Source organism: Burkholderiales bacterium (genome assembly GCA_036262035.1).
Classification (GTDB): domain Bacteria; phylum Pseudomonadota; class Gammaproteobacteria; order Burkholderiales; family SG8-41; genus JAQGMV01.
This window is the reverse complement of sequence record DATAJS010000005.1, coordinates 88,622-106,109: the sequence shown is the minus strand read 5'-3', so window position 1 is coordinate 106,109 and position 17,488 is coordinate 88,622. Positions and strand designations below refer to the sequence as shown.

Genomic DNA, 17,488 nt, shown 5'->3' with positions numbered 1-17,488 from the left:
GTGGCGATCGTCCAGGCTCGGATGGGCTCGATGCGCTTTCCGTCCAAAGTGATGCGCACGATCGCCGGAACGCCGCTGATCGGGCTGCTGCTTGAGCGTCTGGCCGGATCGAAGCTCATCGATCAGATCGTGCTCGCGACGTCCGAGGACGTGCGCAACGATGCGCTCGCCGACTATGTGCGCGGCCTCGGCTACAACGTCTACCGGGGTAGCGAGAAGGATGTGCTCGACCGGTACAATTTCGCGGCGGGCAGCGCCGAAGCCGACGTGGTGGTCCGCATAACCGGCGATTGTCCCCTCATTGATCCCGAACTCGTCGATGCGGTGATAACGAAGTTTCGCGACGCCGGTGCGGACTATGCGAGCAACTCGTTGCCGCCGACGTACCCCGACGGTCTCGACACCGAAGTCTTTTCGTATACCGCCCTGCACACGGCCTGGCGCGAGGCGAAGGCCGACTACGAGCGCGAGCACGTGACGCCGTTCATCCGCGAGTCGGGCAGATTCACCGTCGCGGCGGTACAGCACGCGTCGGACGAGTCGCGCGAGCGCTGGACGGTCGACGAACCCGAGGATTTCGAGGTCGTCAAGAACGTGTTCGAGCATTTCCAGCCGCGCCGCGACTTCGGCTGGCTCGAAGTGCTCGCTTTGCGCAACAAACAACCGGAATTGTTTATGGCCAATCAGAATTTCGCGCGTAACGAAGGCCTGCAGCTGGGCACGGGCCAGAAGTTGTGGAAGCGGGCAAAGCGGCTCATCCCCGGGGGCAGCATGCTGCTTTCCAAGCGTGCGGAGATGTTCCTACCCGACCAGTGGCCCGCGTACTTCAGCAAGGCCTCGGGCTGCACGGTGTGGGACCTCGACGGCCGGGCCTACACCGACATGTGCATCATGGGAATCGGCACCAATACGCTCGGCTACGGCGACGCCGAGATCGATGATGCCGTCCGCGCGACGATCGACAGCGGCAACATGTCGACTTTCAACTGCCCGGAAGAAGTGTACCTCGCCGAGCGGCTCGTCGAGCTGCATCCCTGGGCCCAGATGGCGCGCTTCGCGAGGTCGGGCGGCGAGGCGAACGCGATCGCGATCCGGATCGCGCGCGCGGCGGCGGGCCGCGAGAAAGTGGCGTTTTGCGGCTACCACGGCTGGCACGACTGGTACCTCGCGGCGAATCTCGGCGACGAGCAGACGCTCGCCGGACACCTGCTGCCGGGGTTGGAACCGAACGGCGTTCCCGCGACGCTACGCGGCAGCGTGCTGCCTTTCAGGTACAACGACTACGCCGCGGTCGAAGGGCTCGTCCGGGATCACGACGTCGGCGTCATCGTCATGGAGGTCTCGCGCAACAATGGCCCTGTCGACGGATTTCTCGAAAAAGTGCGCGCCCTGGCGACGAGTCGCGGGATCGTGCTCGTATTCGACGAATGCACCTCGGGTTTCAGGCAATCGTTTGGCGGCCTGCACAAGGTCTATGGGGTCGAGCCCGACCTTGCGATGTTCGGCAAGGCGCTCGGCAACGGCTACGCGATCACTGCGACCATCGGGCGACGCGAAGTCATGGAGGCCGCGCAGAGCACGTTCATCAGCAGCACCTTCTGGACCGAGCGCATCGGGCCGACGGCCGCGTTGAAAACGCTCGAAGTCATGGAGCGGGTCAAGTCGTGGGAGGTCATCACGGCGGTCGGTAACGACATCAAGCGCCGCTGGCAGGCGCTCGCGGACCGCCACTGCATCGAGATCGAGCAGTGGGGCCTGCCGGCGCTCGCCGGCTTCACCGTGAAGAGCCCCCATGCGCTCGCCTACAAGACGCTGATCACACAGGAGATGCTCGCGAAGGGCTACCTCGCCAGCAACAGCGTGTACGTCTGCACCCGGCATACCAAGGATGTGGTCGACGGATATTTCGACGCCCTCGACGGCGTGTTCGCGCTGATCGCCGAATGCGAGAACGGCCGCGATGTCATGAGCCTGCTGAAGGGCCCGGTCTGCCACGCCGGCTTCAGCCGGCTAAATTGAGGTTTCCACCATGTCCTCGGTTCGCCGCCACGCCCTCGGTTTCCTTCAACTCGATCCCATCCCCGATGACGCGAGGCTGAGCGCATTCTATGAAAGTGAGTATTACGATCTCATCCGCAAGGGCGGCCGCGCCCAGGAGCTGGGCCGCATGCTGCGCGGCGGCAAGGAGGCTGAAGACGAGCTGCACTGGCTGAGAACTACGCTGTACAGCGACTGCCTGGATGCGATCGTCGAGACCACCGACCCCGGTGCGCCCGTGCTGGACATCGGCTGCGGAGTCGGCCACCTGGTGCAGTACCTGTCCGCCAACGGCGCGTCCGCCGAAGGCATCGAACCTTCGTCCGACGCTGTCCAGGTCGCGCGCGAGCGCGGGCTCAAGGCCGAGCAATCCACGCTCGAGGGTTGGGCCGGTAAACCCGAGAACGCCGGCCGCTACCGAGCGGTGACGCTCCTCAACGTGCTCGAGCATGTCCCGGATCCCGTCCGATTCCTGACGCTTGCGCGATCGCTCGTGCAGCCGGGTGGCGTTGTCGTGTTCAGGGTCCCCAACGACTTCTCCGAAATCCAGGAGGCCGCGCAGCGCGTCACGCAACGGCAGTACTGGTGGGTCGCGGCGCCGGATCACATCAATTACTTCTCCCCGGAGTCGGTGGGCACCACGTGCGACGCGGTCGGGCTCGAACCGCTCGAGATCACCGCCGACTTCCCGATGGAGGCTTTCCTGCTGTTCGGCGTCAATTACGTCGACGCCGCGGAGCGCGGCAAGGAAGCGCATCGCATGCGCTGCAACTTCGAGCTCAACCTGCCGAAGGCGCTGCGCCGAAAGATCTACAGGGCGCTTTCCGCGGTCGGCGTCGGACGTGATCTCCTCGTCGTCGCGCGGCGGCCACGATCCGATCGTTGATGAGAGAGTACGTCTGTCTCGCACGCCAGTGTTACGAGCGCGCGGATTATTCGGTGTGCCCGGTCCAGGCCGAGCACGTTGAAGCGATCCGCCAATGGCGCAACGCTCAGCGTGACGTGCTGAGGCAGCGCGACGAGATCACGCCGCAACAGCAGCAGCGGTACTACGAAGCGCAGATCTGGCCGGACATGGCGAGGCGGCAGCCCTCCAACGTGCTCTTCGCCTATTCCGAGCGTGACACGCTCATCGGATATGGAGGCCTCGTGCATATAGCCTGGGAGCACCGCCGCGCGGAGCTCTCGTTTCTCCTCGATCCGCGGCGCGCCGGCGATCGCGAAGGCTACGCGCGCGACTTCGCCGCGTTCCTCGAGCTGATGAAGCAGGTCGCTTTCCGCGCTCTCGCGCTCAACCGGCTTTTTACGGAGACGTTTGCCATTCGCACTCACCACATCGAGATTCTCGAATCGTGCGGCTTCAGGCCCGAAGGCGCGATGCGAGAACACGTGATCATCGACGGGATGCCCATCGATTCCCTTCTGCACGGTTGCCTCGCGAGCCATGAAGCTTAATCGCGTGTTCGTCAGCGGCGGGGCCGGCGTGATCGGGCTCGAAATCGTTCCCCGCCTGGTCGCGCGCGGTGCGGCGGTCCTCGTCGGCGATCTCAAGCCGCGGCCGGCCGCGTTCGGATCCGAGATCGTCTACCGTCAGGGCGATCTGAACCACATGACGCCCGGGGAGCTGGAGGATTTCGCGCCTGATGCGTTCATCCACCTTGCCGCGACGTTCGAAAGGTCCGTCGAAACGTACGGTTTCTGGGCGGAGAACTTCAGGCACAACGTTCAGCTGAGCCATCAACTGATGTCCATTGCCCGGGACATCGCCAGCCTGCGCCGGGTCGTCTTCGCCTCGAGCTATCTCATCTACGACCCGTCGCTGTACCAGTTCGACGCGCCGCGCGAGACGCCGCGACCCCTCGTCGAGACCGATCCGGTGTCGCCGCGCAATCTCACCGGCATGGCGAAGTTCGCACACGAGATGGAACTGCGGTTCCTGAACGGTTTCTGCGCCGACCGCTTCAGCAGCGTGTGCGCGCGCATCTTCCGCGGCTACGGTCGCAACTCGCGCGACGTGATCTCGCGCTGGGTGCGGAGCCTGCTGAAGGATGAGACGATCACGGTCTATCGTCCCGAAGGCATGTTCGACTACGTCTACGCGGCGGATGCGGCGGAAGGCCTCGTGCGTCTCGCCGAAGCGGCGGATGTCACGGGCATCGTGAACCTCGGCACCGGCCGATCGCGGCGGGTGCAGGACGTGCTCGATACGCTGGGGCGTCACTTTCCCGGCATGCGCACCGAGCTTCACGAATCCGATCTTGCTTTCGAAGCTTCCCAGGCGGATGTGTCCCTTCTGCAGGCTGGTATCGGCTGGCGGCCGGAATACGACCTCGATACGGCCATCCCCGAGATCATCGAGCACGAGCGGGTGGCCGCGAGCGAACGCCGCAGCGCGCCGGTCCCGCTGGCGGTACTAGTGACCAGCGCCTCGCGCAAGACGCCACTGCTTTACGCGGTGCGCGAGGCGGCGAGACGCATCGGTACCGACGCCAAAGTCATCGCCGGCGACGCCAATCCCCAAGCGCTTTGCGCCTATGTCGCGGACGAGTTCTGGTGTATGCCGCCGACGAACCCGCAGCACATCGCCGAGGTGCTGGACGGATGCCGCGCCCGCGACATCTCGGTGATCCTGCCGACCCGCGACGGCGAGCTTTCGTTCTGGGCCGAGAACAGCACGGCTTTCGAAGCCGCCGGTATCTCGATCGTCGTTTCGCCCGCGGCCTCGCTGCGGCTATGTCTCGACAAGCTCGCTTTCGCGCAGCATGGGCGGACCCTCGGCCTGCCTTTCATCCCGGCGGCTCTCGACATCGACGAGATCGATGCCGTGCGCTACGTCGTCAAGGAACGTTACGGCGCGGGTTCTCGCGCGCTCGGCCTGGATCTTGACCGGGCGGCCGCCCTCGCTCACGCACGTACCCTCGAGGCGCCGATATTCCAGCCCTTCGTCACCGGCCGCGAGATCAGCATAGACGCTTGGCTCGATCGCTCGCACCGCGTCAAGGGGCTGGTGCTGCGCCGCCGCGACCTGGTGGTGGGTGGCGAGTCCCAGGTGACGACGACATTCCGCGACGCCGCGGTCGAAGCGCGTGCTGCGGCCATTCTGGATACGCTGCGCCTGCGCGGACCCGTGGTCATGCAGGCGTTCGTGGATGCCGCCGGCGCGGTGCACGTGATCGAGTGCAATCCGCGCTTCGGCGGCGCTTCGACCACCGCCATTGCCGCGGGACTCGATACGCTATATTGGTCGGTGCTAGAAGCCCGCGGGGGCGATGTCGGCGGCTGTCGCTTCCGTCGCATAGACGGCGAGGTGCGCCAGATCCGGGTCGCGCAGGACAGTTATTCCTATGGTCGTGATTTTTGATCTCGACGATACGCTCTACCCCGAATTGACTTACGTGACCAGCGGTTTCGGAGCCGTCGCGGCGTGGGCTCGCGAGCGTTTCGGCTGGGACGAGACCGCCAGCGTCTCGATCATGTCGGAGGTGTTGGAGCGCGAGGGCCGCGGGCGTATCTTCGACCAATTGCTGGAGCGCCACGGCGTGCGTACGCGGGGCCTCGTCGCCGAGTGCGTGAAAGTGTACCGGCATCACAAGCCGGACATCCGGCTGTTCCCGGCCGCGGCGGCCCTGCTGCGAACGCTCGTATCGCCGCTGTATGTGGTGACCGACGGACACAAGATCGCGCAGCAGAAAAAGGTCGAGGCTCTCGGTATCGCAGGGCGCTGCAAGCGGGTGTTCATCACCCATCGATACGGCCTGAAGAACGCGAAACCGTCGACTTATTGTTTCGACCGTATTCGGCAGCTGGAGCGGTGCGCGTGGTCGGACATGGTGTATGTGGGTGACAATCCCGCGAAGGACTTCGTGAAACTGAATCCGCTCGGCGTGTTGACGGTGAGAGTGCTTTCCGGCAACCACCGCGCGGTGGCGGCGTCGGCGGGATTCGATGCCGTGCGCACGATCCCGTGTCTCGAAGAGCTGCCTCGTCTACTGGAAAAACATTCACATGCAACAGCCTAACGATCGCGAATTGCGCATCGCCGAACGCAAGATCGGCTGCGACGAGCCACCGTTCATCATCGCGGAGATGTCGGGCAACCACAATCAGTCGCTCGATCGCGCGCTCGAGCTCGTCGATGCCGCGGCCGCGGCGGGCGCGCACGCGCTCAAGCTGCAGACGTATACCGCGGATACGATCACGCTGGACGTGTCCGGCGGCGAGTTCTTCATCGACGACAAGCAAAGCCTGTGGCACGGCAACAACCTGCACGCTCTGTATCAGGCGGCTTATACGCCCTGGGAGTGGCACGAGCCGATCCTCGGCCGCGCGGCCAAGCACGGCATGATCGCGTTCAGCACGCCGTTCGACGAGACGGCGGTCGACTTCCTCGAGACGTTGCGCGTTCCCGCGTACAAGATCGCCTCTTTCGAGAACGTGCACCTGCCGCTCATACGCAGGGTGGCAGCCACAGGCAAGCCCATGATCATCTCCACGGGGATGGCGACGCTTGCCGAGATCGACGAAGCCGTGCGCGCCGCGCGAGGAGCGGGTTGCCGCGATCTGATCCTGCTCAAGTGCACGAGTACATATCCGGCGAACCCGTGCGAAAGCAACGTGCTCACCGTCCCGCATCTGCGCGCGATGTTCGACTGCGAGGTCGGCCTGAGCGATCACACGATGGGCGTCGGAGCCGCCGTGGCCGCCGTGGCGCACGGCGCCTCCGTCGTGGAGAAGCACTTCACCCTGAGCCGGGCGGACGGCGGTGTCGACAGCGCTTTTTCCCTCGAGCCGCACGAATTGCGGGCGCTCGTCGTGGAGACGGAGCGTGCATGGCAGTCGTTGGGACGAGTCGCTTACGGCGCCGCCGGCGCCGAGGAAAAATCGCTGGCGCACCGGCGCTCGATCTACATCGCCGCCGATCTGAGTGCGGGCGAAGTGCTCACGCGCGAGAACCTGCGCTGCGTCCGTCCCGGCCTGGGCCTTCCGCCCAAGTTCTACGAGGATCTGCTCGGCCGCCGCGTCAACAAGGACGTGAGCAAGGGCACGCCGATGTCTTGGTCGCTGCTCGCGTGAGCGGTGCCGACGCGATGAGGCGGGCGCGTCTGTGGCGCGGAGAAGCGCCCCTGAAAGTGCTCGGGTTCGACAACTGGACGGGGGGCGCCCATCTGTTCGAACGCCTCGTGCCCGCATTCTCTGAAACCGGACTCGATCTGGCGTTGCTGCATCTCGGGTCCTGGGGCAATGATCCCGGAAGGCCGACGGAAGAGACTCTCGGCGGCCTGCGTATTCGCGACATCGCGTATTACGATCGCGCCGGCTATGCGCAGATCCTCGACGTCGAGCGACCGGATGCCGTGCTGTTCATGTCGACGGATACGTTCGCGCACCGCGCGTTCAACCGCTATTGCCGCTTGCGCGGCATACCGACGGTCCATGTTTTTCATGGGCTGGTACAGGTGCAGGCGGTCGACGGCGGCACGCCGTACCGCGTCAATGCGCTCGCCCAGGCCAAATACGCCGTGAGCAAGCTGTCGAAGGCGCTCACGCACGTGTGGCCCGCTTACGCGGGCGCGCTGCGCGATACGGGAGCGGCTGCCACAGACTGGCTGCGGTTCGGCAGCGATGTCTTCCGCGGTGCGCTCGGGCGTTGGACTACGGTCTCGGCCGACGACGCGCGCACCGACCGCTGCTGTGTGTATGTCGGCGCGGACGTGGACTATGCGCTGGGTAAATACGGCTTCGTGGCCGAGGATGTCATACCCGTGGGCAATCCGGACCTTGCGCGGTTCGGGCTGACCGCCGAGCGCGTCGGCGCTGGCATCGCGCGTACGCACGCTCAGGCCGCGGACGTCATGTACGCGGACACCGGTCTCATGTTCACTGGCTGCGTTTTCACCTCGGCCGAGGAATTCGTGCGGCACATGCTCGACACCCGCGACGCGTTGGCGGCGCAGGGCCGAAAGCTCGTGTTCAAGCCCCATCCGGATCATCGGAGGAGCAACGTGCTGGGGACGCTCGCGGAGGCCGGCGTCGACATCTGCGGCAACGATGAATTCGTGCCTCGGCTCGAGCGCTGCTGTGCATGCATCGTCGAGCCTTCGACCGTGGCGGTGATACCGGCGCTGCTGGGCATGCCGGTCGCGCTGGCGAAGTACGGCAGCCTGCGCGATCAGAGCTTTGGCCCGGTGATGACGAGCTATCCGCGGGCGCGCGAGTTGCGCGACGTCCGCAAGCTCGACGCGCTGGTGCACGACGTCGATGCCCGTCCGCAGCGGGAGGCCGCCATGGCGTGGATCAGGGAGAACGCGGGTCCCTTGCCGGCGGAGGACATGCCGCGGCGCGTTGCGGGGGTCTTCGCTTCGCTGCTCGGCGCGCCGCTGCCGCGCGCGGGCCGGCCGAATGACGAGGCATGTCTGACCGGATGAGCGGAGGGGCCGGGTGACAGCCTACGCACCCGCGGCGATCTACCCGCGCGCTTCCCTCCTGTCCGTGAGGGCGCTGCGGCTCTGCGCGTTCTTCGTGATCTCGCTGTATCCGATCGTGATCGGCGACTCGGGCATCGGGGCGAACTATTCTTTCGTGCTGCTGCCCCTCGCGGTCGCCATGGTGCATGGCAGCGTCCGCCGTCCGCCGTCCGGCTTTCTCTACCTGATAATGATGTACACGGCGATCTTCGTGATCGCCGCCGTCTATCAGTACGAGTTCTATCAGGACGGAGGCAGGCGCCTCGCCAGCTTCATATTGTTCATGACGATGTTCGCTTACGCGTTCGTCGACATCGACGAGGTCATGGTTCGCTCGTTCGCCGCTGCCGTAGTGATCATGTCGATCCTGCTGTCGCTGTCGAGCGTCGTCATTTTCTTCGTCGCCGGAGGATCGAGCTTGGGCTTCGAGGCGAAGAACGTGGTGGGCAGCCAGCGTGTCGGGTTCCTGTATCTCTTCGCGTTGTGGATCGTCTACCTGCAGCCGGTGTCCGGCATCGCACGTCGTGTTGCGAAGCAGGGGATCGCCATCGTGCTGCTCGTCGGTCTATTCCTGACGTTCTCACGAAGCTCGGTGATTGCGCTGCTCGGCAGCATGGGCCTGTTCTGGTTGGTCGGCTTCGGCGATTGGCTGCGCAAGCCGCGGCTGCGCGCCGTGCTCGTCGCCGTCGCGATCCTCGCCGCGACCGTGCTTGCGCTGGGGCTCGTGTGGTGGCTGGTGCCCGTCGTGTTCGACTTCTTCGATACGCGCCTGTTCGAGTACGCCCTGAACTCGGACGTGGTCGACCAGGACCTGTCGAACGAGCATTCGTCAGGGGGTACCCGCATCTTCCTGTGGCGGCACATTCTCGACTTTGTCGCCGACAACCCGCTAACGGGAACGGGCTATCTCGGAGTGTGGAGCATCGTCGGCAGCTTCAGCGGTTCGGCTCACAATCAGTACGCCGACGTCCTCCTGAGAACCGGCGTCCCGGGTCTGCTGGCGTATCTCGGGCTGCTCGCCGTGCTGCTGCGTTACCTGCGGCGCGTTCATCGCGGGTTCTTCTGGGGGCTCATCGCCGTGCTCATCTACGGCATGCTGCACGAGACGTTCAAGGAGACGCACGGCACTTTCATGCTGGCTTTTCTGCTCGGAATGATGGCCGGTTCCCCGCGAAGGCGCCTCCCGCCCGGCACCGATGGCGTCCCGAGACCGCCGTCGTGACGCGTCTCGGCGTCGCATCGGTGCCTGCAATAGGATTCCGCACGGTGCAGCCTTGAAGCTGCTTAAGCGCCTCGTGCTCAACCCGCTCGCGTTCTACGCCGGACTTTATGCAGCATCGGCGGCGGCGCTCAAGTTTGCCGGCTTCGTCTATTTTCTCTGGCTCGCCCGCACCTTGCCCGTCGAAGAATACGCGCAGTGGGGGCTGCTCTACGCGCTGCAGACCGGCGTGTCTTCGCTCGCCGCCGTCGGCATCGTGGAGGCGGTGATCGGCCTGCTCAAACGCCACCGCATGCCCGACGAGCAGAAGCGCCTCTTCGCGGCCGCGAACACCGTATTCGTTGCAAGCGCGCTATGTTCCGCGGTCGGGGCCGCGGCAATCTTCGCGCTGTTCGTGGGGCGACAGGATGCGTCGCCGCTTGCCGTCTTCTACGTCGTGCTGTCCGGGACGCTGCTCGCGTACGCGTCTCTTCAGGCGCAGATCGTCAGGTTGGACGAACGCCACGCCGCGGCGTTGTGGTTCAACTTCCTCGTACCGCTGACGGGCCTGGCCGGCAGCATTGCCGCGTTCGCCGTTCAATCGACCGTTCTCGCGTTCTTTGCGGGATCCACCGCTGGCCTTATGCTCGGGCTCGCCGCCGCGTGGCTGAAAGGGCTCGGCATGTACGCCTTCACCACGTCTACGGCGGAGTGGCGGCCGATCGTGTCGCGCGTGAGTCCGTTCATTGCGGTCACGTTTCTCGGGTGGCTGAGCGGCTACGGCACGAACTACATCGTGAAGTTTTTTTTCGATTCCCCCGAGGTGGCGAAATTCACGCTCGTCTTCATGCTGTCGACGCTGATGCAGCTCGTCGCGTCGGCGACCAACCAGGTGTGGGGGCCGCGCTTCTACCGGATCGTCCACGACCTGCCGATAGACGAGGTCGAGGTACGCAACCGCCGCTTCTACGATGCGCAGGGCTTCGCGTTGGGCGTGGCAGGAGGGCTGCTGATCGCGCTCTATCCGCTCGTCGCGCGGATCGTGGGCGGAAACCTCACGGAATACGGCTCGATCGCGCCGGAGTTGTTTCTACTGATCGTATCGTACGTGATCCTCGTTCCGTACTGGCACTGTCAGAACTATCTGCTTGCGTACGATCGCGGTCCGAGCGTGATGCGGATGCATCTCGTCACGAGCGCCGTTGGTTTCGTGCTCATGTTGGTGCTCATCTACGCACTGGGCCCGATCGGGGTTTACGCGGGATTCGGCGTGCAGATGGTTCTGCGCACCGCCGGAGCCTACGTCATCGCGCGCGCCCACTGGCCCGTGCGCGTGAGCTGGTGGGGCATCGCCGCAGGCTGTGCCTGCACGGCGCTAGGGTTCGCGGCAGCCGAAAGCGGTCTCGGCGGCGCGCTGTTGGCCGGCGTCGCTGCGATTTAGTACTATCGGGGCTTTCCGTTCAAACACCGGTGCGGGGCGAGACCTCAGGCGAGAAAGACCCGCAGGGCCTGCTCGCGCCGATGGGACGATTCATCCCGACGCACCCGACTACGAAGCGCGCCGCCGAACGCATTCTGCGGCCGTGCGCGAAACCAACGATGCATGAGTTGAAAGAGTTTTACGAGCAGGATGCCGAGAGATTCTGGAATCCGCGCGAGGGTCTGCAGGGCAGGGACAGGACCATCTATCCGCTGCTCGACGGGCTGTCGGGAAGCGTTCTCGAGTACGGCTGCGGGGCCGGTTCGCTGCTTCTTCACCTGGCGCGCGAAGCGCGTTTCCAGTCGCTGACGGGCGTCGATATCAGCGAACGCGCGTTGGAACGCATCGAGACGGCTGCGCGGGACCTCGGCGTGTCCGCCAAGGTGTCACTTACCGCGCCCGCGCGCGATACCCTGCCTCAGATTCCGAGCGGATCGATCGACGTTCTGCTGTCGCTGGACACCATCGAGCACGTGCTCGATCCGTATGTCGTGCTCGACGAACTCAGCCGCATCGGCTCGCGCGACTCGGTGTTCGTGATCAGCGTGCCGAATTACGGCTACATCAAGCACGTCGTGAAGCTTGCGATGGGTCGCCAGCCGATAACCGGCGGCGGCGAGCCGGTCGAGAACTGGCGCACTGCGGGCTGGGACGGCTGGCACCTGCACACCTTCACGAAACAATCCCTGCGCGCGCTGCTGCTCGATTGCGGTTGGGAACCGGTGCGCTGGACCGGATATGGGGACAAGTTCAAGCTGATCGAGCCGTTGCGCACCCGCTATCCAGCGTTCTGGTCGGGCGCGCTGACCGTCGTCTGCAGGAAATCCAGGTGACGAGCCCCCTCCTGACCCTCGCGATCCCGACGTGGAACCGCGCGGGCTTTCTTGCCGCCAACCTGGCGCAGATCGAGTCCGAACTGAGCGGCGTGGCGCCGGGGCTGGTCGAGGTGATCGTGTCCGACAACTGCAGCCCCGACGAGACTCCCGAGGTCGTGCGCGACGCGGCCGCGCGAGGGCTTCCCGTCCGCTATGTGCGCAACGAGCGCAACCTTGGATGGGCGCTGAATTTCGCACAGGCGTTCGATCTGGCGCGAGGCAAGTACGTGCTGCTGCTCGGAGACGACGATCTGTTCGTCGACGGCGCGCTGCGGCTGGTCGTCGAGCGGCTCTGCGCGCGCGAATACGGTGTCGTGATCATGCGACCATTCGGATTCGATGAGGACTTCAGGGCGGAGAATCCCGGCGGGGTGGGACGCGAGCGCATCTTCTCGGATCCGAACGCCTTCCTCATCGCAACCAGCCGTTGCTTCACGCTGACCTCGGCGTGCGTCATCAACAAAGCGCTGTTGGGGGAGGTCGACAGTCACCTGTTTTCCACAAGCAATCTTGCGGCGTTTCACTTGATGCTTCGCGCTGCGCTCGCGGGTCGCGAGAATCTGTATCTGGACAAGTATCTGATGGCGAGCAAGCGCCAAAACTCGTTCTCCTACGATTACAGCGAGGTGTTCGTGGGAGAGTTGTGGAACATCCTCGACTCGCACGTGCAATGGGGGCTGCGCCCGGAGACCATTCGCACGATCGAGAGGGACAAGCTGCTGTCATACTATCCGTTCTACCTGCTCGACCTGCGACTCTCGCGCCGGGGTGACCTGAGGGTCACCTTCGACAACTTCGCGCGACGTTTCCGCGACCGCTGGCTGTTCAGGCTCTGGCTCGCGCCGACGATAACGCTGCCGCGGCCGCTCGCGATCGTTTGGGGCGGCCTGACGACCTGCGTCGGGCGCGTGCTCGGCGGCGACCTGCGCCGCGGATTGAAATTCGCGTTGAGCCGCGCGGCGCGCATCCTCGGCCGCAGGCGGCAGCCGCTGCCTCAATAGCGCGCCGCGGGCGCTGCCCCTATCGATAACTGACCGGAGATTGCATCGAAATGAAAGTGGTGATTCTTTGCGGCGGCAAGGGCACGCGGCTGCGCGAGGAGACCGAGTACCGCCCCAAGCCGATGATTCCCATCGGCGGACGGCCCATCCTGTGGCACATCATGCGCACGTATGCCGCTCACGGCCACACCGAGTTCATTCTTTGTCTCGGATATAAAGGCGACGTGATCAAGGACTGGTTTCGCAACCTGCAATGGATGGTGTCCGACGTGACGATGCGCATCGGCGAACCGGGTGGGGTCAACTTCTATACGCAGATCGAGGAGCGCGGCTGGACGGTGACGCTGGCGGATACGGGCCAGGAGACGATGACCGGCGGGCGTATCAAGCGTATCGAGAAATACCTCGGCGACGACCGCGAGTTCCTCCTCACCTACGGCGACGGCGTAGGCAATGTCGACATCACCGCATCGATTGCGCATCATCGCGCGAGCGGCCGCGTGCTCACGCTGACGGCGGTGCGTCCTCCCGGCCGGTGGGGCGAGCTGCAGATCAAGGACGGCGTCGTGACGACCTTTTTCGAGAAGCCGCAGACCTCGGCGGGCAGGATCAACGGCGGATTTTTCGTCGCCGACCGCAGGCTTTTCGACTACCTCGACGACGATCCCGCGCTGGTCTTCGAGCAGGGACCGCTCACGGCACTCTCGCGCGAAGGGCAGCTAGGCTGTTACGCGCACGACGGTTTCTGGCAGCCGATGGACACGTACCAGGAGTTCATGCTGCTCAACCGCCTGTGGGACGAAGGGCGCGCAGCGTGGAAAATCTGGTGAGCGTCGAGCAATGAGCCGGGACGTTCGGGGGCGGCGCATCCTGGTGACCGGTCATACCGGTTTCAAAGGTGCTTGGCTGTGCGAATGGCTGGTCGGAAACGGCGCGGATGTCTTCGGCATCGCGCTTCCGCCCGAACCGGGCTCGCTATTCCCGCGCTTGCGGTTGGACGAGCGCCTGGACCACGTCATCTGCGACATTCGCGACGGGGACGGGCTCAAGGCAGCCGTGCGGCGCGCCGATCCGCAGATCGTGTTCCACCTCGCGGCCCAGGCCTTGGTGCGACGCAGTTACCGCGAGCCGATCACGACGTGGCAGACGAACGTCGTCGGCACCCTCAACGTGCTCGAGGCGGCACGCGCGCTCGAACGGCCCGTGACCGTGGTCGTCGTCACAACCGACAAGGTGTACCGGAACCGCGAGTGGGAATTCGCGTATCGCGAGACGGACGAGCTGGGAGGGCACGATCCTTACAGCGCATCGAAAGCGGCGTGCGAGATCGGCGTCGCGTCGTGGCGGGCGTCGTTCGGCGCGTCGAGCAGCGTCGCGGTCGCGACGGCGCGCGCCGGTAACGTGCTCGGTGCGGGCGATTACAGCGAGGATCGCATCGTGCCCGATTGCTATCGCGCGTGGTCCCGCGGCGATGCCGTCGAGCTGCGCAATCCGGATTCGACGCGACCGTGGCAGCACGTCCTCGAGCCGCTGGCAGGCTATCTCGCACTCGCCGCTCGTCTCGATTCCGGCGATCGCTCGATCGACGCATGCAACTTCGGCCCAGGAACGTCAGGTGACCGCACGGTTCGCGAGCTCGTCGAGACGATGGCCGGCCTCGGCAGGGGACGACGCTGGACGTCGACGCCCGCGCCCGGTGTTCACGAAGCCCGGGCGCTGTCGCTCTCGATCGACCGCGCGCGCCACAAGCTCGGATGGACGCCGCGGCTCACGTTCGGGGACACGGTCGAGTGGACCGATGCGGGCTACACGATATCCGACAGCGCACTGCCCGGGCTCATCGCTCGACAGATCGCCGACTACGAGGCCGGTTGACAGCTAAGTCGTTGAAGCGAAACTCGTAGTATCGCTGCCGGGGCGGCACTCGCCCCACTGTGCGCATGTATAATCCGCCTGCGCGCCCGCGCCGCAGCATCGCGTGGCGCGCCGTCCCGACTCTCACCGAACTCTCCGCAACAAATTCCGCACCGAGCGAACCGGGCTCGTGTGTGAACAGAAGCCTGGAGCGATGAACGATCAACTGAACCAAGTAAGCGGCTGCGAGGTTTGCGGCGAACAACACCTCGCGACCGTGCTCGACCTCGGCCGACACCCGATGTGCGATGATCTGGTGGCGGTCGGCGACGCGCGCACCTGCCGGGAATACCCGATCGAAATCCTGTACTGCGACACATGCCGAACGGCGCATCAGCGCTACCAGGTGCCGAAGCAGGAGCTTTTCCCGCGGTCGTACCATTACCGCTCGCGCTTCACTGCGGACGTGCTCAACGGCATGGCCGGCCTCGTCGATTCCTGCGAAGCGCGTTTCGGACCGCTGAGCGGCAAGCGCGTGCTGGACATCGGCTGCAACGACGGCAGCCTGCTCGACTTCTTCCGCAAGAAGGGTGCGACCACGCTGGGCATCGAGCCCACCGGCGCATGTCGCGATGCCGAGGAGAAAGGTCACGTCACCTTCAACGCGTTCCTGTCGGAAGAGCTCGCGACGCGCATCGCCGAAGAGCACGGCAAGCCCGATATAATCACGTTCACCAACGTGTTCGCGCATATCGAGGACCTGCAGGCAGTGCTGCGCACCCTGCGGCACCTGGTGTCCGCGCGCACGGCGGTGGTGATCGAGAACCACTACCTCGGCGCAGTCCTCGACGGCAATCAGTTCGATACCTTCTATCACGAACATCCGCGCACCTACAGCTACACGTCGTTCGTTCATATCGCGCGTGCGCTCGAGCTCGAGCTGTCACACGTGGAATTCCCGTCGCGCTATGGCGGCAACATCCGCGTGTTCCTGAGCAGTCAGCCGCCGAGCGCGGAAGAGGCCGCTGCGCGCGCCGCCGTCGATGCACGCGAAGGCCGCTTTCGCGAGCAATTCGAGCGGCTCAGCGCCAATCTCGAACGCTGGCGCGCGAGCCGCAGGGCGTCGGTCGCCGAGCATGTTCGGCAGTATGGCAAGCTGCGGGCCAAGGCGTTTCCGGGCCGTGCCGCGATCCTGATCAAGCTGCTGGGGCTCGGAGAGGAGTCGATCGACGCCGTCTACGAAAAGCCCGGCTCCATGAAGATCGGGCATTACCTGCCCGGCACCCGCGTCCCGATCCGCTCCGACGACGAGCTCTTCGCACTTGCGGACAAGTCGCAGCCGCTGCTCAACCTGGCGTGGCACATCCCGCAGGAGATCCGCAGCTATTTGTCACAGCATGGTTATACCGGCCCTGTCATCGACATCGTCAGTGCGGCAGACTTCGAGCGCCAGCGCTAATGCGGCGGCCGGCGCCCGCGGCGCCGTCGAGACTGCCGATGTGCTGGTCGTAGGCGGCGGGCGCTGGGCGAGGGTGCTCATCGACGTGCTCTGCGGCATCCTGGCGCCGCGGGTCCCCCTGCGCGTGTGCTCGCCGGGCAATGCGCAGGGCATGCTCGCGTGGGCACGTACGCGGCGCGCCGGTGCACCGCTCGAGATCTCCGCCGCGCTGCCGAATGCGCCTGCCGGCGCCGTGATCGTGGCGAATGCAGCGCACGATCACGAAGCGACGGCGGAGTGGGCGCTGCGCGCGGGCAGCCCGACGCTCGTCGAGAAGCCGGTGGCGACCACGGCAGCGGCGGCCCAACGGCTGCTGGATCTGGCGCGTGCGCACCGCGTGACGCTCGCCGCGTCGCACGTGTTTTTGTTCGCGCCCTACGTGCAGCGTTTCGCGGAGCGGGTGGCGGCCAGCAGCCCGGTCGAGGCGCTGACGCTCCGGTGGGCCGATCCGCTGGCGGAACATCGCTACGGTGAGGTGAAAAGTTACGACGCACGGGTGCCGGTGTTCGCCGACTGGCTGCCGCACGTGGTGCCCCTGGTCGGTGCGTTGCTGGGCCGTGCGCCCGATCGACTGCGAGGCGTCACGGTCGCCAGGGGCGGCGCGGCGGTTGGACTCGACCTGCGCGCCGATGACGTCCCGTGCACGATCTTCCTGGAGCGCAACACCGGCGAGCGTCGGCGCCTCGTCGAAGTCCGCGCTCGCAGCGGTCGCGTGCTTCAGCTCGATTTCAGCGCCGAGCCTGCCGTGATTCGCGACGGCGAGCGGGCGAGCGCCGAGCCGATGCCGGCGTCCGATGCCGAGCGGCCGCTCGCACGCATGCTCGCGACGTTTCTCGCCGCGGCGGCCGGCGCCGCGCTCGATCCAAGGCTGAGTTTCGAAACCGCAGTGCGCGCATGCCGGCTCTCCGACGAAGTCGCGGTGGGCTACCGCCGAGAGCTCGCGACAAGCCTCGGGGGCGACGCGGACAAACCGCCGCAAGACGCCGACATCCGATATGCCCTCGCGGAGAGCGGACACCGCACCATGCCCGAACTAATGAGGACACTCGCTACCTGAGGAATACGCGCAGGCGGCGCCTTG

Annotated in this window: 15 protein-coding genes; all 15 read left to right on the top strand. The window is 65.5% G+C overall.

The genetic code is table 11. The features are described from left to right. The 15 genes from VHP37_03465 (at window position 1) to VHP37_03395 (ending at window position 17,464) form a co-directional block, all read left to right on the top strand. Window positions 1-2,019 (top strand): aminotransferase class III-fold pyridoxal phosphate-dependent enzyme, encoded by a 2,019-nt coding sequence (locus VHP37_03465; GenBank protein HEX2825380.1) that lies wholly within the window; start codon window positions 1-3, stop codon window positions 2,017-2,019. Window positions 2,020-2,167: 148 nt separating this feature from the next. Then, entirely contained in the window at window positions 2,168-2,923 is a 756-nt protein-coding gene (locus VHP37_03460) for a class I SAM-dependent methyltransferase (GenBank protein HEX2825379.1), read from the top strand. Continuing rightward, window positions 2,923-3,492 (top strand): GNAT family N-acetyltransferase, encoded by a 570-nt coding sequence (locus VHP37_03455; GenBank protein ID HEX2825378.1) that lies wholly within the window; start codon window positions 2,923-2,925, stop codon window positions 3,490-3,492. Before VHP37_03460 ends, VHP37_03455 begins: the two co-directional genes overlap by 1 nt. After that, window positions 3,482-5,398, top strand: a complete 1,917-nt coding sequence (locus VHP37_03450) for an NAD-dependent epimerase/dehydratase family protein (GenBank protein ID HEX2825377.1) — start codon at window positions 3,482-3,484, stop codon at window positions 5,396-5,398. The genes VHP37_03455 and VHP37_03450 overlap by 11 nt, the downstream gene beginning before the upstream one ends. Beyond that, window positions 5,382-6,056, top strand: coding sequence for an HAD family hydrolase (locus tag VHP37_03445; protein HEX2825376.1), 675 nt, complete (start codon window positions 5,382-5,384; stop codon window positions 6,054-6,056). Before VHP37_03450 ends, VHP37_03445 begins: the two co-directional genes overlap by 17 nt. Next, the gene (pseI, locus tag VHP37_03440) at window positions 6,043-7,110 is read left to right on the top strand and encodes a pseudaminic acid synthase (GenBank protein HEX2825375.1); all 1,068 of its coding nucleotides are present in this window, start codon (window positions 6,043-6,045) and stop codon (window positions 7,108-7,110) included. Before VHP37_03445 ends, pseI begins: the two co-directional genes overlap by 14 nt. Continuing rightward, window positions 7,107-8,462, top strand: a complete 1,356-nt coding sequence (locus VHP37_03435) for a hypothetical protein (protein ID HEX2825374.1) — start codon at window positions 7,107-7,109, stop codon at window positions 8,460-8,462. Before pseI ends, VHP37_03435 begins: the two co-directional genes overlap by 4 nt. 13 nt (window positions 8,463-8,475) lie before the next feature. Continuing rightward, window positions 8,476-9,723 carry an O-antigen ligase family protein gene (locus VHP37_03430; protein HEX2825373.1) on the top strand — a complete coding sequence of 416 codons (1,248 nt, stop codon included), beginning with the start codon at window positions 8,476-8,478 and terminating at the stop codon, window positions 9,721-9,723. A 73-nt stretch (window positions 9,724-9,796) separates the two neighbouring features. Next, a complete protein-coding gene (locus tag VHP37_03425) occupies window positions 9,797-11,140 on the top strand; it encodes a lipopolysaccharide biosynthesis protein (protein ID HEX2825372.1) in 1,344 nt (447 codons plus the stop codon). A 29-nt stretch (window positions 11,141-11,169) separates the two neighbouring features. After that, window positions 11,170-12,012, top strand: a complete 843-nt coding sequence (locus tag VHP37_03420; GenBank protein HEX2825371.1) for a class I SAM-dependent methyltransferase — start codon at window positions 11,170-11,172, stop codon at window positions 12,010-12,012. Continuing rightward, entirely contained in the window at window positions 12,009-13,055 is a 1,047-nt protein-coding gene (locus VHP37_03415; protein HEX2825370.1) for a glycosyltransferase family 2 protein, read from the top strand. The genes VHP37_03420 and VHP37_03415 overlap by 4 nt, the downstream gene beginning before the upstream one ends. A 50-nt stretch (window positions 13,056-13,105) precedes the next feature. Then, complete coding sequence (rfbF, locus tag VHP37_03410) at window positions 13,106-13,885, top strand: glucose-1-phosphate cytidylyltransferase (GenBank protein HEX2825369.1); 780 nt, start codon at window positions 13,106-13,108, stop codon at window positions 13,883-13,885. Between the two features lie 10 nt (window positions 13,886-13,895). Continuing rightward, entirely contained in the window at window positions 13,896-14,930 is a 1,035-nt protein-coding gene (gene rfbG / locus VHP37_03405) for a CDP-glucose 4,6-dehydratase (protein ID HEX2825368.1), read from the top strand. A gap of 193 nt (window positions 14,931-15,123) precedes the next feature. Continuing rightward, window positions 15,124-16,368: a class I SAM-dependent methyltransferase gene (locus tag VHP37_03400; GenBank protein ID HEX2825367.1), complete on the top strand. Its 1,245-nt coding sequence runs from the start codon at window positions 15,124-15,126 to the stop codon at window positions 16,366-16,368. Beyond that, on the top strand, window positions 16,307-17,464 hold the full coding sequence (locus VHP37_03395; protein ID HEX2825366.1) for a Gfo/Idh/MocA family oxidoreductase: 1,158 nt from the start codon (window positions 16,307-16,309) through the stop codon (window positions 17,462-17,464). The genes VHP37_03400 and VHP37_03395 overlap by 62 nt, the downstream gene beginning before the upstream one ends. The last annotated feature ends 24 nt before the right edge of the window (window positions 17,465-17,488 follow it).